The sequence below is a fragment of the Pseudomonas brassicae genome (genome assembly GCF_010671725.1).
Lineage (GTDB): Bacteria > Pseudomonadota > Gammaproteobacteria > Pseudomonadales > Pseudomonadaceae > Aquipseudomonas > Aquipseudomonas brassicae.
The window spans coordinates 1-15,638 of the sequence record NZ_JAAHBU010000317.1 but is presented as its reverse complement, the minus strand read 5'-3'; the positions used below and the strand labels follow the sequence as shown (position 1 = coordinate 15,638).

Annotated in this window: 11 protein-coding genes and 2 pseudogenes; 4 read left to right on the top strand and 9 right to left on the bottom strand. The window is 63.0% G+C overall.

From position 1 onward, the window contains the following. Window positions 1-90 precede the first annotated feature (90 nt). Both G3436_RS20020 and G3436_RS20015 read right to left on the bottom strand, forming a co-directional pair. Window positions 91-1,389 (bottom strand): ATP-binding protein, encoded by a 1,299-nt coding sequence (locus G3436_RS20020; protein ID WP_163948547.1) that lies wholly within the window; start codon window positions 1,387-1,389, stop codon window positions 91-93. A gap of 15 nt (window positions 1,390-1,404) precedes the next feature. After that, complete coding sequence (locus G3436_RS20015) at window positions 1,405-2,106, bottom strand: response regulator (RefSeq protein ID WP_163948544.1); 702 nt, start codon at window positions 2,104-2,106, stop codon at window positions 1,405-1,407. A gap of 156 nt (window positions 2,107-2,262) precedes the next feature. Here G3436_RS20015 and G3436_RS20010 point away from each other — a divergent pair, with 156 nt between their 5' ends. Next, on the top strand, window positions 2,263-3,441 hold the full coding sequence (locus tag G3436_RS20010; protein ID WP_163948541.1) for an efflux RND transporter periplasmic adaptor subunit: 1,179 nt from the start codon (window positions 2,263-2,265) through the stop codon (window positions 3,439-3,441). Between the two features lie 11 nt (window positions 3,442-3,452). Next, window positions 3,453-6,574, top strand: a pseudogene (locus G3436_RS20005) (multidrug efflux RND transporter permease subunit). A 102-nt stretch (window positions 6,575-6,676) separates the two neighbouring features. Here G3436_RS20005 and G3436_RS20000 read toward each other — a convergent pair. Further along, complete coding sequence (locus G3436_RS20000; protein ID WP_163948538.1) at window positions 6,677-7,201, bottom strand: hypothetical protein; 525 nt, start codon at window positions 7,199-7,201, stop codon at window positions 6,677-6,679. A gap of 152 nt (window positions 7,202-7,353) precedes the next feature. Between G3436_RS20000 and mobA the strand changes: the two are divergent. Next, window positions 7,354-7,928, top strand: a pseudogene (gene mobA / locus G3436_RS19995) (molybdenum cofactor guanylyltransferase MobA). A gap of 125 nt (window positions 7,929-8,053) precedes the next feature. On the opposite strand, the gene G3436_RS19990 reads toward mobA, so the two are convergent. The 6 genes from G3436_RS19990 to G3436_RS19965 are packed head-to-tail and all read right to left on the bottom strand — an operon-like array spanning window position 8,054 to window position 14,434. Further along, the gene (locus G3436_RS19990; RefSeq protein WP_163948535.1) at window positions 8,054-8,482 is read right to left on the bottom strand and encodes a MarR family winged helix-turn-helix transcriptional regulator; all 429 of its coding nucleotides are present in this window, start codon (window positions 8,480-8,482) and stop codon (window positions 8,054-8,056) included. Next, a complete protein-coding gene (hemE, locus tag G3436_RS19985; protein ID WP_163948533.1) occupies window positions 8,475-9,560 on the bottom strand; it encodes a uroporphyrinogen decarboxylase in 1,086 nt (361 codons plus the stop codon). The genes G3436_RS19990 and hemE overlap by 8 nt, the downstream gene beginning before the upstream one ends. A 28-nt stretch (window positions 9,561-9,588) precedes the next feature. Beyond that, window positions 9,589-10,275: a ribulose-phosphate 3-epimerase gene (gene rpe / locus G3436_RS19980; RefSeq protein WP_163948531.1), complete on the bottom strand. Its 687-nt coding sequence runs from the start codon at window positions 10,273-10,275 to the stop codon at window positions 9,589-9,591. A gap of 12 nt (window positions 10,276-10,287) precedes the next feature. Continuing rightward, the gene (locus G3436_RS19975; protein WP_163948528.1) at window positions 10,288-11,214 is read right to left on the bottom strand and encodes an alpha/beta fold hydrolase; all 927 of its coding nucleotides are present in this window, start codon (window positions 11,212-11,214) and stop codon (window positions 10,288-10,290) included. Between the two features lie 45 nt (window positions 11,215-11,259). After that, window positions 11,260-12,837 carry a class I adenylate-forming enzyme family protein gene (locus G3436_RS19970; protein ID WP_163948525.1) on the bottom strand — a complete coding sequence of 526 codons (1,578 nt, stop codon included), beginning with the start codon at window positions 12,835-12,837 and terminating at the stop codon, window positions 11,260-11,262. After that, window positions 12,824-14,434 carry a phosphopantetheine-binding protein gene (locus G3436_RS19965; RefSeq protein ID WP_178116539.1) on the bottom strand — a complete coding sequence of 537 codons (1,611 nt, stop codon included), beginning with the start codon at window positions 14,432-14,434 and terminating at the stop codon, window positions 12,824-12,826. Before G3436_RS19965 ends, G3436_RS19970 begins: the two co-directional genes overlap by 14 nt. Window positions 14,435-14,886: 452 nt before the next feature. On the opposite strand from G3436_RS19965, the gene G3436_RS19960 reads away from it, so the two are divergent. Next, the coding region (locus tag G3436_RS19960; RefSeq protein WP_178116538.1) for a cbb3-type cytochrome c oxidase subunit I at window positions 14,887-15,638 on the top strand (752 nt) is incomplete at its 3' end.

Genomic DNA, 15,638 nt, shown 5'->3' with positions numbered 1-15,638 from the left:
TGACCACCCCCGATCGAGCGCGCCCCCGGCGGCGCTTCGCTGGCAAGGCGAGCAGATTTCAAACAGACAGGCGTGGGACAACCAATGCCCCTACCGCCCCCGCGGCAACCAGATCCTGAACTGCGCACCACCCAACGCCGATTGCCCAACCGATAACGTACCACCCTGCCCTTCGATCACCCGACGACTGATCGCCAATCCCAACCCAAAACCACCCGTCGCACGGTCGCGGCTACGGTCAAGACGGTAGAACGGCTGGAAGATGCGCTCGCGCTCCTGCACCGGTATGCCGATCCCATCATCCTCGACCGTCAGCACGCACGCACCCTGCTCATCCACGCTCAAGTGCAACAGGATGCGCTGCCCGCAATAACGCATGGCATTGCGGATCAGGTTCTGCACCGCCCGCGCGGTCAACCGCGGGTCCAGCACAAAACGCGGCAACCCCGCCTCGGTACGCACCTCCAGGCTCACCCCTCGCCCCTCCAGCTCTTCGGCATAACTGCCCAAAATGCTGTCGACATACTCAGGCAACGCCACCTCCACCCGCTCACCATCCTGCGCTGTCTGCAACCGGTTGTAGGACAGCAGCTCAAGCACCAGCGCATCCAGCTCGCGTACATGCCCCACCAGTTCCAGCAAGCGCTTGCGACCGGCCGCCGGCAATTCGTCATAAAGCAGCACCAGGCCAAAGTCCAGACGCGTCAGCGGTGTGCGCAACTCGTGCGAGACGGCATTGAGCAACTCGCGCTGCTGGGTCAGCAGTTGCTCGATGTCCTGGGCCATGGTGTCGAACACCTTGGCCAACGCCCCTATGTTCGATCGCGGCGATATCAGCGTACGCTCCGACAGGTTGCCCTCACCCAGGCGTTGCGCCGTGGCCTTGAGCCGCTGCAGGTCACGCCAGTGCGGGCGCAACCAGAACAGCAGGCACCCCAGCAGCGCAGCCCCGATCAGCACGGTGATGCCCCACGACAGCAGGTAGATGTCCAGCGGATCAGGTGGGTTGCGCAGCACCACGGTCCATTCGCGGTCCAGCGGCGCCATGGCTGTTTCGTAGTACCCCCACTCGCCCAGACGCACCACGTATTCGCCGGCCTGCAGACGCGCCTGCTCTTGCCGGTCCAGGTCAAGTTCGGCGCGACGACGCAGTTCGATGGTGAGCGGCGCAAAGTCCTTGTTCAGCGCCTCGGCCACCTGCGGCCAGCTGTCGCGAGGGTTGAGCTGGAAATGGTTGACGATCAGGCGCTGGACGCCGCGTGCCTGATCCTGGTTGTAGGCAATGTAGCGATCATGGAAGACGTACAGGATCAATTCGGGGATCAGGAAGATCGAACCGGCATAGGCAACGATGGTCACCAGGTAAAGGCGCACCAGAATTTTCAGCATAGCCTTGAAGGCTCCTCAGAATTCCCACTCGACACGGCTGAACAGGTAGCCCTTGCCCCACACCGTCTTGATCTTGCGCGCCTCGCCGGCATTGTCGTCGAACTTGCGGCGCAGCTTGGAGATGGCCACGTCCACTGAGCGGTCGGTACCGTTGAACTCGATGCCGCGCAGCTGCTGCAGGATGCAATCGCGGCTGAGCACGCTGCCGGCGTTGCGCGCCAGCACCACCAACAGGTCGAACTCGCCACTGGACAGCTCTACGGCCTGGCCGCGCCATTGCACGGTGCGTTCGGTGAGGTCGATGCGCAGCCCGCCCACCACGATCAGGTCGCTCTCCAGGTGCGGCTCGTTGATGCTGCTGCGCCGCAGCAGGGTACGTACCCGCGCCAACAGCACGCGTGGCTCGCACGGCTTGCTGACATAGTCATCGGCGCCCATTTCCAGGCCCAGCACCTGGTCGTGGCTGTCGTCACGCGCGGTCAGCATGAGGATCGGCAGCAGCAGCGACTCGGCGCGCAGTAAACGGCACACCTGCAAACCATCGAGGCCCGGCAGCATGAGGTCGAGAATCACCAGGTCCGGCTTGCTGCGCCGCGCTTCGTCAAGCACGTGGTCACCCCGTGCGATCACGCTGACGCTGAAACCGTTACGTTGCAGGTAGCTGGCGATCAGTTCGCTCAGGGCGCAGTCGTCTTCGACCAGGAGGATGTTGGGCATGGGCAGTTTGACAGGCCGGGAAAGTCAGGCAGGATATAGAACCTCAATCGCGCACAGCGCAATATTTCACACTTTTTCACACACGCCCTACATAGCTTAACAACTGCCTGTAGGACAGCTGCCTTAGCATTGCCGGGTCATTTATGGAAGATCCGCATGCCCAGTTCAAGCCCCACTCGTCTGCGTACCCTGGCGCCCCTGTTGCTGCTGAGCCTGGCCCTGAGCGGCTGCGACAGCAAGCCGCCCGCCGAAGAGCAAGCCCCCAAGACCCACGTCAGCGTCGAAACCGTACGTGTACAGCCGCTGGCCATCAGCACCGAACTGTCAGGGCGCATTCTGGCGCCGCGCATTGCCGAAGTGCGCGCGCGGGTCGCCGGCGTGGTGCTGCAGCGGGTGTACCGCGAAGGCAGTGACGTGAAACAGGGCGATGTGCTGTTCCGCATCGATCCGGCACCGTTCAAGGCCGACTACGACAGCGCCCGTGCCAACCTGGCCAAGGCCGAGGCGGCGCGCTTCCAGGCGCGCCTGCAGGACCAGCGCTATGCCGAACTGATCGCGATCAACGCCATTAGCCGCCAGGACCACGACAACGCCCGCGCCGCCGCGCTGCAGGCCGACGCCGAGGTCGCCGCGACCAAGGCAGCGCTGGAGCGCGCCCGCTTGAACCTGGGCTATGCCACCGTGACCGCGCCGATTTCCGGCCGCGTCGGCCGTGCGCTGGTCACCGAAGGCGCACTGGTGGGGCAAAACGAATCGACACCGCTGGCCATCATTCAGCAACTGGACCCGATCCATGCCGACCTGACCCAGTCCACCCGTGAAATCAACGCCCTGCGCCGTGCCCTGCGTGCCGGCGAGCTCAAGCAAGTAGGCCAGGACCAGGCCCGTGCCACGCTGATCCAGGACGACGGCACGCCTTACCCACTGCCGGGCAAGTTGCTGTTCTCGGACATCAGCGTCGACCCGAGTACCGGCCAGATCACCCTGCGCAGCGAGTTCCCCAACCCGGACCTGGACCTGCTGCCCGGCAGTTTCATCCGCGTACGCCTGGAACAGGCCATCCAGCCGCAAGGCATCAGCGTGCCGCAACAGGCCATCCTGCGTGACAGCGCCGGGCTGCCACGGGTGTTGCTGGTGGATGCCGAGCAGCGCATCAGCGAGCGTGCGGTGGTGCTGGGCAGCGTGCAACAGGACCGCTGGATCGTCAGCGAAGGCCTGGCCCCAGGTGAGCAGGTGGTGATCGAAGGGTTGCAACACGTCAAGGTCGGTGATCAGGTTCAGGTCACCCCCACCGGCAAGGACACCCCTGCCCTCGTCCACGCCACCGGCCAGTGAGAGTCTGACCCATGCCGCAATTCTTCATTGACCGCCCGGTGTTCGCCTGGGTGGTCGCGCTGTTCATCATGCTGGCCGGCGCCCTGGCCATCCCGCAACTGCCGGTGCGCAGTACCCTGACGTGGCCCCGCCACAGATCGAGGTGTACGCGGTGTACCCCGGCGCCTCGGCGCAGACCATGGATGAGAGCGTGGTCAGCCTGATCGAGCAGGAGCTCAACGGTGCCGACCACCTGCTGTACTTCCAGTCCACCAGCAGCCTGGGCAGTGCCACGGTGACCGCGACGTTCCAGCCCGGCACCAACCCCGAGCTGGCCCAGGTCGACGTGCAGAACCGCCTGAAGATCGTCGAGTCGCGCCTGCCACGTGCGGTGACCCAGCAGGGCCTGCAGGTGGAAAAGGTGTCCACCGGTTTTCTCATGCTGGTGACCCTGACCGCCGATGACGAGCGCCTGGATGAAACCGCGCTGAGCGACTTCCTCGCGCGCAACGTGATGAACGAGGTGCGCCGTGTACCGGGTGTGGGCAAGGCGCAGCTGTATGGCTCCGAGCGTGCCATGCGCATCTGGATCGACCCGCAGAAACTGATCGGCTTCAACCTGACCCCCGAAGACGTCAACACCGCGATTGCCGGCCAGAACGCCCAGGTGGCCCCCGGCAGCATCGGCGACCTGCCCGGCAGCCCGACCCAGGAGATCACTGCCAACGTATTGGTGAAGGGGCAATTGTCGACACCCCAGGAATTTGCCGACATCGTGCTGCGCGCCAACACCGACGGCTCGCGCGTGACCGTTGGCGACGTGGCCCGGGTGGAGATCGGCAGCCAGGAGTACCAGTACGGCACACGCCTGAACGGCAAGCCGTCGACCGCCTTCAGCGTGCAACTGGCACCCGGTGCCAACGCCATGCAGACCTCCACGCTGGTCAAGGCGAAGATGGACGAGCTGTCGCGCTACTTCCCGCCTGGCGCCAACTATGACATCCCGTACGACACCTCGCCGTTCGTCAAGGTATCGATCGAGCAGGTCATCACGACCCTGGTCGAAGCCATGGTGCTGGTATTCCTGGTGATGTTCGTGTTCCTGCAGAACATGCGCTACACACTGATCCCGACCCTGGTGGTGCCGGTGGCCCTGATGGGCACCTTCGCGGTGATGCTCGCGCTGGGCTTCTCGATCAACGTGCTGACGCTGTTCGGCATGGTGCTGGCCATCGGTATCCTGGTGGACGATGCCATCGTGGTGGTGGAGAACGTCGAGCGGATCATGGCCGAGGAAGGCTTGCCGCCCAGGGAAGCCACGCGCAAGGCCATGAGTCAGATCAGCGGGGCAATCGTCGGTATCACCGTGGTGCTGGTGGCCGTGTTTGTGCCGATGGCGTTCATGAAGGGCTCGGTGGGGGTGATCTACCAGCAGTTTTCGGCATCGATGGCGGTGTCGATCCTGTTCTCGGCGTTCCTTGCACTGAGCCTGACCCCGGCGCTGTGCGCCACCCTGCTCAAGCCCATCGCCAAGGGTGAGCACCACGTCAAGCGCGGCTTCTTCGGCTGGTTCAACCGCCGCTTCGAAGGCATGAGCAACGGCTACCAGCGCTGGGTGTTGCACGCGCTGCAGCGCAGTGGTCGCTACCTGGTGGTGTACGGCCTGTTGCTGGTGGCGCTGGGCTTCAGTTTCAGCCAGTTGCCCTCCTCGTTCCTGCCCACCGAAGACCAGGGCTATACCATCACTGACGTGCAACTGCCGCCAGGTGCGAGCCGCAACCGTACCGTGCAGGTGGCCGAGCAGATCGAGGCCAACAATGCCGGTGAGCCGGGGGTGGGCAATACCACGGTGATCCTGGGCTTCAGCTTCTCCGGCAGCGGGCAGAACGCAGCCCTGGTGTTCACCACGCTCAAGGACTGGTCGCAGCGCAGTGCCAACGACAGCGCGGCGGCTATCGCCGAACGTGCGACCATTGCCTTCAGCCAGTTCAAGAACGCGATTGCCTATTCGATCCTGCCACCGCCGGTGGATGGCCTGGGCACCTCGACCGGTTTCGAGTTCCGCCTGCAGGACCGTGGCGGTGTGGGCCATGCCGGCTTGATGGCGGCGCGCGACCAGTTGCTGGCCGCCGCCGAAAAAAGCCCGGTACTGGTCAACGTGCGTGAAAGTGCCCTGGCCGAAAGCCCTCAGGTGCAGCTGGAAGTGGACCGCAAGCAAGCCAACGCGCTGGGCGTGTCGTTCGCCGATATCGGCACGGTGCTCAACACCGCCATCGGCTCCAGCTATGTCAACGACTTCCCCAACCAGGGGCGCATGCAGCGTGTGGTGGTGCAGGCCGAAGGCGACCAGCGCAGCCAGGTCGAAGACCTGCTCAAAATCCACGTGCGCAACAGCAGCGGCAAGATGGTCCCGCTGTCGGCGTTTGCCCGCGTGCAGTGGGTTTCGGGGCCGGTGCAACTGACCCGCTACAACGGCTACCCGGCGATTTCGGTGTCGGGCGAGCCGGCCCCTGGCTACAGCTCGGGTGCGGCCATGGCCGAGGTTCAACGCCTGGTCGACAGCCTGCCGCAGGGCTTTGGCCTGGAGTGGACGGGGTTGTCGCTGCAGGAAAAGCTGTCCGGCTCGCAGGCGCCGATGCTCATGGCGCTGTCGCTGCTGGTGGTGTTCCTGTGCCTGGCAGCGCTGTACGAAAGCTGGTCAATCCCCACTTCGGTGCTGCTGGTGGTGCCGCTGGGGGTGCTGGGTGCAGTGCTGGCGGTGACGTTGCGCGGCATGCCCAACGATGTGTTCTTCAAGGTCGGCCTGATCACCCTGATCGGCCTGTCGGCGAAGAACGCGATCCTGATCATCGAGTTCGCCAAGCACCTGGTGGATGAAGGGCATGACCTGGTCGAGGCCACCGTGCAGGCCGCGCGCCTGCGCCTGCGGCCGATCGTGATGACCTCGCTGGCGTTCATCCTCGGCGTGGTGCCCCTGGCGATTGCCACGGGCGCCAGCTCTGCCAGCCAGCAGGCGATCGGTACCGGGGTGATCGGCGGCATGCTCAGCGCCACACTCGCGATTGTGTTCGTGCCGGTGTTCTTCGTGGTGGTGATGCGCTTGAGCGGCGCACGCCGAGGGGCCGTGCAAGGCGCTGACGTTAAATCGCACTGACGCCCGCCGCGTCGTCGTGGACGACCTTTGCAGAGACTGCTGTAGCTGCAAAGGTCTGATTGATTTCAATACACTGAAATAACCGCATCGGTTGTTGTCGATTCAACTTGAAAATTCAACGTAGAAATTTAATCCGGGGCCGTTCGCCGTCGGTGAGAGGTAGGTCCAAAAAACACTTCTTTCATAATCCGCCCCTCCATAAGCCTCAAGTGATTTGTAGTGCGAGGTGGGCTTGAGACAGACAGCCTGACGACTATTTCGAATATCATCGCCCGAAATAAACTGATCGCCGGTAGTCACGAAATACCACAAGTACTCCCCGCCTTCGTAGGTACAGACGTAGCCTCGAGCCGTTACCCCCAGAACTCTGCCTTGATAACGCCCATTTGCGACCTTTATGGTGTAATAAGTACCTGCACCCTGATCGGCATGATGAAACGTAAAAATCAACTCCTGCGCCGGATTCGATAGACTACAAAGGCCGAGGTACTCCGACGGAGCAGTCCTACAAGAGCCGTAAGATTCAAAAACCTCGCCTGATTTAACTAAATATTCACATGCCACACTACAATTGAAACCGCGCTTATCGTAATCCGCTGTTAGCCTTGCCTTAAATGACGTAGCCATTAAGTTCACCGCTAATTATGGTTTATCCAAAACTGCACGATAAGGTTACGCAACCCCACACCTGATCGAAACTGGCAGAAGTATCAGGTCTATGGACAGCCGCGCGGCGATCATGGGAAGGTGCTAGCCCGTTTCTGGCCTGGAACCTTGCGATGACCACCGCCGCTGTACCCTGCTCCGTCCTGTTGCTCGCCGGTGGCCAAGGCCGGCGCATGGGCGGGCAGGACAAAGGCCTGCTGACCTGGCAGGGCCAACCCTTGATCGCACATGTGCACGCCGTGGTGCGCCCGCTCAGCGATGACCTGATCATTTCCTGCAACCGCAACCAATCGGCATATCGGCCATTTGCCGATCAGTTGGTGGGCGATGCCGAGCCTGGCTTTCCCGGCCCGTTGGCGGGGGTGCTGGCGGGGCTTGAGGTGGCGCGGCATGACTGGCTGCTGGTGCTGGCGTGTGATGCGCCGCGGGTTGATCGGGCCCTGCTCGACGGCTTGCTGGCACTGGCGGTTGCTCAGGGCAGCCGGTGATGGTGCGTCAGGGGGCACATTGGCAACCGATGTTCAGCCTGATTCCGTGTGCACTGCGGGGGGCGTTGCAACAGGCCTGGCAGGCGGGTGAGCGCAGCCTGCTGCGCGCCTTGCTGGTGCAGCCGCTGGTGGCGCTGGAGTGTGCCGAGGACGATCAGCGATTGAGCAATTTCAATACGCCCGAACGATTGGCCGACTGATCTCGTTGCAGCCCTTCGCTGGCAAGCCAGCTCCCACAGGGTCCTGGACGCGCTGCACAACCTTGTGGGAGCTGGCTTGCCAGCGACGAGGCCGAGCCAGCCACTGCAAGGCTACCGCTACGGCCTCAGCGCAAGCGCGCGCGAATCCGATGGCACACGTCGAGCACCTGCGCCACATCATCCTCCACCAGGTCGATCTTGCATGCCATGTTGCTGAACACCTGCGCCGCCTCGGCTTTCAGCTCGCGGCCCTTTTCAGTAAGCAGCAAGTTGCGCCGCCGACGATCACTGGGGTCCAGGTACACGGTGATGAACCCGGCATCGGCCAGGCGCTTGACGATCGGCGTCAGCGTACCCAGGTCGAACAGGGTCAATTCGCTCAAGGCACTGATCGAAACGTCGTCCTGCCCCCACAGCCCCGCCATCACCAACAACTGCGGATAGGTCACGCCCCGGCGCTTGAGCGGCTCGGCGTAGTCACGCACCATGGCATTGGCCGTCGAATACAGCGAAAAACACAGCATCTTGTCGAAGTCGAACGTGGGATCAAGCATGCACACCTCCCGCGACACGGCTGTAGTGATGCACCGCGTCGACCAGTACCGCCACAGCCTCGGGTGAGGTGGCCGGTGAAATCCCGTGCCCCAGGTTGACCACATGGCCAAAGCCGCCTGCCGGTGGCCCGAACGCTTGCAGGTTGCGGCGCACCTCGCGACGAATGCACGCTTCGTCCGCCAGCAACACAGTAGGGTCGAGGTTGCCCTGCAAGGCCACATTGTTGCCCACCAACTGGCGTGCCAGCGCCAGGTCGCATGTCCAGTCCAGGCCCAGTGCATCGGCACCACTGTCAGCCAACGGGCTGAGCCACTGGCCGCCGCCACGGGTATGTACGATCGAAGGCACCCGCACGCCCTGCTGGGTCTTGTGCAGCCGCGCCAGCACTTCGCGCAGGTAATACAACGAGAAACGCCGATAGGCCGTGTCGGCCAGTGCGCCGCCAAACGTGTCCACCAGCATCACCGCCTGGGCACCGGATTCGATCTGCGCGTTGAGGTCGGCTGCGACCGCATGGCTGAGGACCTTGAGCAAGTGATGCAACAGTTCGGGGCGACGGTACAGCATCTTCTTGATCAGTTGGCAGTCGCCCGGTGGGCCACCTTCGACCATGTAGCACGCCAGCGTCCAGGGGCTGCCGGCAAACCCCAGCAGCGGCACGTTGCCGTCAAGCTCGCGACGCACCTGGGCAATTGTCTGGTAGACATGCTCCAGCGCCCCAGGCTCGGGCAGGCGCAGACGCTCGATGGCGCGCTCATCGCGCAACGGGTAGCGAAAGCGCGGGCCATCGCCGTTGACGCAGTACAACCCCAGGCCCATGGCGTCAGGCAGGCTGAGGATATCGGCAAACACCACGGCCGCGTCCAGGTCGAAACGGCGCAGCGGTTGCAGGGTCGCTTCAGTCGCGTGATCCGGGGTTTTCAGCAGGTCCAGGTACGACCCGGCGCGGGCTCGCAAGGCGCGATGCTCGGGCAGGTAGCGGCCAGCCTGGCGCATCAGCCAGACGGGCGTATGCGCCGTAGGTTGGCGCAGCAAGGCCTTGATAAACGTATTATTGTGCAAGGACGGGTAACTCATGCTGGTTCGCGAAAATCGATGCAGCGGTTCATGCCTGACGCCGTGAAACGGCGTCGGCAATCGTGCTGCGCAAGGCGTGAATCGTAGCGCGGTAGTCGGGCTGGGCAAAAATCGCCGTGCCCGCCACGAACATGTCGGCACCGGCCGCCGCGACCTGGCCGATGGTGTGAAGGTTGACGCCGCCATCCACTTCCAGGCGGATGTCGCGGCCACTGGCGTCGATCAGCTTGCGCGCTGCCTCGATCTTGGGCAAGACCGAAGGGATGAACGACTGCCCACCAAAGCCCGGGTTGACCGACATCAGCAACAGCAGGTCGAGCTTGTCGAGCACGTGCCGGCACGCCTCCAGCCCGGTGGCGGGGTTGAATGCAAGGCCTGCCTTGCAACCCAGGTCCTTGATCAGCTGCAGCGAGCGGTCAAGATGAACCGTGGCTTCAGGGTGGATCGAAATATAGTCGGCGCCCGCCTCGGCAAATGCCTGGATCATCGCATCGACCGGCGTGACCATCAGGTGCACATCGATCGGAGCGCTGACGCCATGCTTGCGCAGGGCACTGCAGAACTGCGGCCCCATGGTCAGGTTGGGCACATAGTGGTTATCCATCACGTCGATGTGAATGACATCGGCGCCGGCAGCCAGCACCCGTTCGGCTTCCTCGCCAAGCCGGGCAAAGTCGGCCGCCAGCATCGATGGTGCAATCCAGAACTGTTTCACACGCGTACTCCATTACTCATTGACTAATCGTTGCTGAGGGCCCTGCTCGGCTTGCGCCAGTGCCGTATTGACCTGTGCGATCAACTCATCGTTCGGCGCCTCCAGATGAAAGTGGTGCCCGCCTTCATGCCAGTGCACCCGGGTGGCCCACGGCAGGGCCTTTTTACGTTTATCGAACGCCGGCCCGGCAAACAGCCCCTGGCGCCCCAGCATCACGTGCAGCGGGCAGCTGATCTGACGCAGGAAGTCGCACGCCTGCAGTTCGGTCAGTTGCATCGGCTCGGGCAAGACCAGGCGCGGGTCGTGGCGCCAGCGATAGCCGTCGCCCACACTGAGCAGGTCGCGCAGGGCCAGCAGGCGTGCCGAGGCCGGTGAAAGCAGGCCATCGATACTGTTGCGCCGCTCGTTGACGGCCGCTTCGACACTGCTGAACTGCACACTGTCGGGCGCCGAGAAACCATGCAACCGCGTGCGCAGGGCCAGGCGCATCAGGCGATGGGCCTTTTTCAGGTGCTCGACCGTCTCTTCTTCGGCAATGGTGAACGGCGCCCCCATGCCGTCGAGAAAGATCATGCTGTCGATGGACTTGTTCATCGCGCCGAGAATCGATGCCACACCACTGCCCATGGAGTGGCCAATCACCGAAAAGCGCTTCCAGCCCAGGTGCTCGACCAGGGTGTTCATGTCGTCGGCGTGTTCCCACAGGTAATAGCCACTGTCGCCACGCCGATGGTCCGAGCGCCCATGCCCGGCAAAGTCCGGGGCGACCACGAAGCAGTTCTGCAGGCGCGGCGCCAACTGTTCGAAGGACGCGGCATTGTCCAGCCAGCCATGCAGGGCCAGCACCGGATGACCACCCTCCTCGCCCCAGACGCGCAGGGCAAACGTCTGCCCGTTGAGGTCCAGTGTCTGATCCCTGCCTTTATTGCCAAGACGCATGTGAACACTCCTGCATGAGCTTCGAATCGGAAACGGCCACGTCAATCAGCCGGCGGCCGCCAACTGGGCCGAACGCGCGGTATTTTGCAGTTGCTTGAGGTCGAACTTGCCGTTGGCGGTGCGCGGCAAGGTGATCTCGATGCTGATCGCCAGCGGCACCTTGTGCGGTTCGAGCCCGGCACGGCAACGCTCGAGCAGTTGTTCGGCGCTGAGGTTGATGCCCTGGCTCAGGGTAACGAACGCCCACAGGCCTTCGCCGGCAGCGCTATCCTCCACGCCGACCACCGCCGCGGCCTCGATGCCGGCCATGGCATAGAAGAAGTCTTCGACCTCGGACGGGCTGACCTTCATGCCGCGGGACTTGATCACATGGTCCATGCGCCCTTCGAAGTACAGGTAGCCATCTTCATCCAGGTGGCAGTAGTCGCCGGTGTACAGCACGCTCTCACCCGGATACAGCCCAGGCTTGAGCTTCTCGGCGGTGGCCTGCGGGTTGCGCCAGTAACCGGCCATGACCGTGGAGCCACGGATCACCAGTTGGCCGACCTGGTGCGCCTGCTCGATACGCTGGCCTTCCTCGTCGATCAGCCACAGCTCGGTATTGGGTATGGCGATACCCACGCTGCCCGGCTTGCTGTCGATGTCTTCGGGTGGCAGGTAGGTACAGCGCTTGCACTCGGTCAGCCCGTACATGGAGAAGATCTGCGCCTGCGGGAACAGCACCTTCATCTGTGCGATATGTGCCGGCTTGAGCGCTGCGCCGGTGTTGGTGACCATGCGCACGTCGGCGAAGCTGGCGTTGCGCTTGCTGGCGTACTCATGCAGCAACATCAGCATGGTCGGCACGAACGGGATGACGCTGATGTGGTACTGGCGGATTTTCTTGATCAGGAAGATCGGCCAGGTGAACTCCTTTTCCAGCACCAGGGTAGCGCCCGCGCTCAGGGCCATGATCATCTGGTACAGGCCGTAGTCGAATGACAACGGCAGCGAACACAGTACGTTGTCGCTATCGTTGTAGCCCAGGTAGGTGTGCAGCGAAGACAGCGCCGCGAGCATGTTGCGGTGGGTCAGCATCACGCCTTTGGGGGCACCGGTGGAACCGGAGGTGTAGATGATCGCCGCCAGGTCCAGGTCCAGTGTGCCGCACTCCGCCGGGGCACTGACGCCCTGGCCAAGCACGGCTTCGAAGGTCTGGGTCACGGCGGAATCGGCTTCACCGTCGAGCAGCACGATGGTGCGCAGGTACGGCAGGCTGGGGGTGTCCACCGACAGGCTGGCGAATTTTTCCGACGTGGTGATCAGCACCGAGGCCTCGGCATCGCGCACGATGTAGTCGAGCCCCTCGGCCGGCGTCTCCAGGCCGACATTGACCACCACGCCACCGGCCTTGAGTACGCCCCAGAACGCACAGACGGTTTCGACCCGGTTGCCCAGGCACAGCACTACCCGCTCCTGGCGTTGCAGGCCGCCGGCCTGCAGTCCCGACGCCAGCCGCGAGCTGGAGTCGTCGAGGTCGGCATAGGTGTAGGTTTCATCGGCGTAGATCACCGCCGCCTTGCGCGGATACAGGCCATTGCTGGCCTCGAGTACATGCTGCAGCAGCATTCTAGACCGGCTCATGCTGGACCTCGGGCTGCCCGTGCAGGGCGCCATTGGCCACCACCTGGCGATTGGCGTCGATATAGTGCGCCAGCGTGGTGACGGTATTGAAGTGCCCCGGGGCAATGGTGTCGGGATTGACGAAGAAGCCTTCGATTTCATCCTCCAGGCTGACCAGCAACTCCATCGACGTCAGCGAGTCGAGCCCCAGATGGTCGCGCAGGTGAGAGTCGGCGTGGACCTCGGTGCTGGCCGGCAGCTTGAGCACCACGCGCAGGATTTCGACCAACCGCGCCTGGGTAGCACCCTGGGCCGCGCAGGCTTGCCCGACCGACACGGGCGCGGCGACGGCCACGGCAAGCATGTCCTGCAGCGGCACGTCGGCGTGGCTGTCGCGAATCTCCAGGGCGCTCTGGCGTGCCTTGGCCAGGAACAGTCGGCCATGGCTGACGATCACCTCGGCCGGGTGCCCGTGGCTGTGAAACAGCGTTGGCGACGCTGTCGGGCCGTAGGCGCCGGAGGCAGTGACCGCCAGCAGGTCGCCTTCACGCAACGTCTCGATGCGCACGTCACGGCCCAGCAGGTCGTCCGGGCTGCACAGCGGGCCGGAGATATGGTATTCGCCCAGTGGCGCGCCGGTGCTGCCGGTGGCGTGCACGATGCGGAAGTTGCGCTTGAGCACCTGGCCGCTGCCGGCAGCCGCGCCATGGCAGTTGGTGCCGCCATCGGTCACGGCGAAGGTCTTGCCATGGTTGTGCTTGATATTGTCGACAGTGACCAGCAAGGCGCCGCATTTGCCGGCGACGAAACGGCCGGACTCCAGAATGATGCGGGTCCTGGGGAACTGGCGATGGAAGCTGGCAAACAGCGGAGCAGCAGTTGCTTGAGCTGCTGGGTGTCGAGTTCCTTTTCGTTCTCGTAGTACTTGATGCCCAGACCACCCCCGACATCGACCATGCTCAGGTCCAGGTCGTAACGCAGGGTCAGGCTGCGATACAGATCGAGGATGTAGCTGGCGTTGTCGTACACCGACTGGGCGTCGAGGATCTTGGTGCCGTTGTAGACGTGGATGCCCTTGATATGCAGGTTGGGCAGCGCCAGGTACTCGCCGAAATTGGCAACGGCAGTATCTTCCTCGATGCCGAAGTGGGTCGCGCCCGCCCATTTTCCACGGTGAACCGGAGGCCGAGAAATTCGGGTTGATACGAATCGCCACGGGGGCACTGCAGTTGAGCGTGCCGGCCAACGCCGACAGTGCCCGCAGTTCGGTCTCGGACTCGACAACGATCGCATACACCCCCACTTCCAGCGCACGGCGGTGCTCTTCGGGCTTCTTGTAAGGCCCCAGGAAGATGATGTCGTGAGGGGCAACACCGGCTTTGAGCGCGATTTCCAGCTCGCCCATCGAACAGACCTCGGTGTTGCCACCGTAGGAGCGGATCAGTTTGACCAGCGACAGGTTCGGGTTGACCTTGAGGGCGTAGAAAATGTCCACGCAGTCGGGCAACGCATCGCGCAGTTCGTTGAAACTGCTGCGCAGCACCGCCTCGTCGTACAGATAGGTGGGTGTACCGAACGTCGCTTTTGCCTGAAGGACCAATTCTTTGGAAAGCTTCATCTGTTGCTCCCTTCGTTATTATATTTTCCGGTGCCGAATGCCTGCGCGGGATCGGCGTATGCGTGCGTCCCGGTAGCCCATGGCGTGTTAAGTGTCGTGTCGAGTCGCGCAGGTCAGGCAGCCAGGCCAGAACGGCCTCACCACAAAACTTTGCGCGCAAAGTTTGTGAAATTCTCTACTGCGCTTCGACGTGATGTCAAGATAATTCCATCGCTTGCCAGCTGCGACCGAACGTCACCCGAACGGCGTCAAAAAGTAGGTGTAACAGCGACTTAACAGCGCACCGCTTACAGATCAGCGATCATTTCACCCAGTAAATACGGGGTCTTTATCTGATCCGTATATATGCCCTATTTCTGAGTCTGTTTTGTCGGCAGCCAGCTTCCTAGAGTCTGCGCCTGTGCCAGTGCCCACGGTGGGCCAGGACGTGAAGGAACAGCGGATAAGCAGCCATGAGTACACATCAACAGGCGCAGGCCTATAACTACAAGGTGGTCCGCCAATTCGTCGTGATGACGGTGGTATGGGGCGTCGTCGGCATGGCCATGGGCGTGTGGATCGCCTCGCAACTGGTCTGGCCGCAGCTTAATCTGGAGCTGCCCTGGACCAGCTTCGGCCGCTTGCGCCCGTTGCACACCAGCCTGGTGATTTTCGGCTTTGCCGGCAGCGCGCAGTTTGCCGCCAGCTACTATGCGGTGCAGCGCACCTGCCAGGTACGGCTGTACAGCGACTGGCTCACCAGCTTCACCTTCTGGGGCTGGCAGGCGACCATCGTGATCATGCTGGTGAGCCTGCCACTGGGGCTGACCACCACCAAGGAATACGCCGAAATAGAGTTCACCGGCGCGGTGTGGATGGCGATCGTGTGGGTGGCCTATGGCGTGGTGTTCTTTGGCACCCTGCTGCGGCGCAAGGGCACGCACATCTATGTGGGCAACTGGTTCTTCGGCGCCTTCATCGTGGTGATCGCCATGCTGCACGTGGTCAACCACCTGTCGATACCGGTCAGCTGGTTCAAGTCGTACCCGGTGTACGCCGGCGCCACCGATGCGATGGTGCAGTGGTGGTACGGGCACAACGCGGTGGGTTTCTTCCTGACCACAGGCTTTCTGGGCATGATGTACTACTTCGTGCCCAAGCAGGTGGGCAAGCCGGTGTACTCGTACCGCTTGTCGATCGTGCATTTCTGGGCGCTGATCACCCT